We start from the raw sequence: 1167 nt of genomic DNA, 5'->3' as shown, positions 1-1167 counted from the left end.
GAATTCAAAAGCCCCGCTTGCGGGTAATGCCGTTCAGTTAAGGTCCTTCTTCAGGACACGAACGGTATAACGCTGAGGCAAGGCCTTCACGGCCCGGTCGAGTTTTCGGCCGGGCCGTTCTTCATTCAAGAGCATCACCAGGCGCTGACGCAGGCGCTGCATCAAAGCGGGCAATTTGCCGTATGACCGTGTCACAGCTGCCCAATGCAGTTCGTATTGGATGACGTGGAAGGCGCGTATAAAACTGATCTCGGTCGGCTCGCACTTGACCTCCAGTGCCGCCTTGGCCATCTCCAGGCGTATCAGGTTGTAGGCCGTAAGTAGCCCCCAGATTTCTTGGTAGACGCCTTCGATAGTGCGGCTACGCAGGGTCAGCGCCATGCCCATCATCGTCTGCTTCAGTTCACGATAGCTTGTCTCGATCTGCCAACGCTGCGTGTAGCAGGCAGCGACATCCTTGGCCGTGTAGCGTTTGGCATCAAATAGTGAGGTCAGCAGTACGTGCTTGCGTGCACTTTGGTCGATAATCGTGATAGCTCGGACACGCCAGGTTTCAGGCAAGTCAGGGCACTTCTTGCGTGCCTGGGGCGATACGCGCATCTCGATGACGGCATCGTCAGGTGTGCCGCCGACTACTTTCCATTTGGTGTTGGCCTTGGCTGGAATGATGAAGTGGCGGTTAGTCCCACCGTTGGTCAAGCCACATAGAATCTCTGCCGATAGAAACCCTTTGTCGAATGCAGTCAGAGAGTCATCCGGAATCGATGAGAGCAGCTCCTTTGCGTAGAGCATCTCGTTGATCCCATAAGGGCCGAACTTCGCATCGCGGATCAAGTGGGTCGGCACCGCGGTCAAGGTCACGCCACGCACTTGCGGATAGCTGGAAATTCGGCCGCTGGGATAAACCTGCTCACCGAAATGCTCGCGATGCTTTGGCGTATCGGCGGTCTTCAAGGTCGTGCCGTCCAGTGCAAACAGACTCAGGCCTTTGAATAGGTACTGCTTGCGATCCTGCTCCGACCACGCCTTTGCCGATATCTCGAACAATGCCCGCAAAGGCTCGGCGCCGAGGCGCTGGCGAGCTTGGGCGACCGCGCTTTTGCTGACGAAAGGCGTTTGCGCATCCGGTAACGCCAGATCCAGGTCATCCACCACTTCGCTGATGGA

The 1167-nt window shown here is 56.8% G+C and carries 1 protein-coding gene; it reads right to left on the bottom strand.

Going from position 1 to position 1167, the window contains the following annotated elements; translation table 11 throughout:
- Nucleotides 1-33 precede the first annotated feature (33 nt).
- On the bottom strand, nucleotides 34-1167 hold a 1134-nt coding region (locus AWU77_RS02070), incomplete at its 5' end, for an IS4 family transposase (RefSeq protein ID WP_062058530.1).

Source organism: Cellvibrio sp. OA-2007 (assembly GCF_000953825.1).
Lineage (GTDB): Bacteria > Pseudomonadota > Gammaproteobacteria > Pseudomonadales > Cellvibrionaceae > Cellvibrio.
This window is presented reverse-complemented; position numbering and strand designations above follow the sequence as displayed.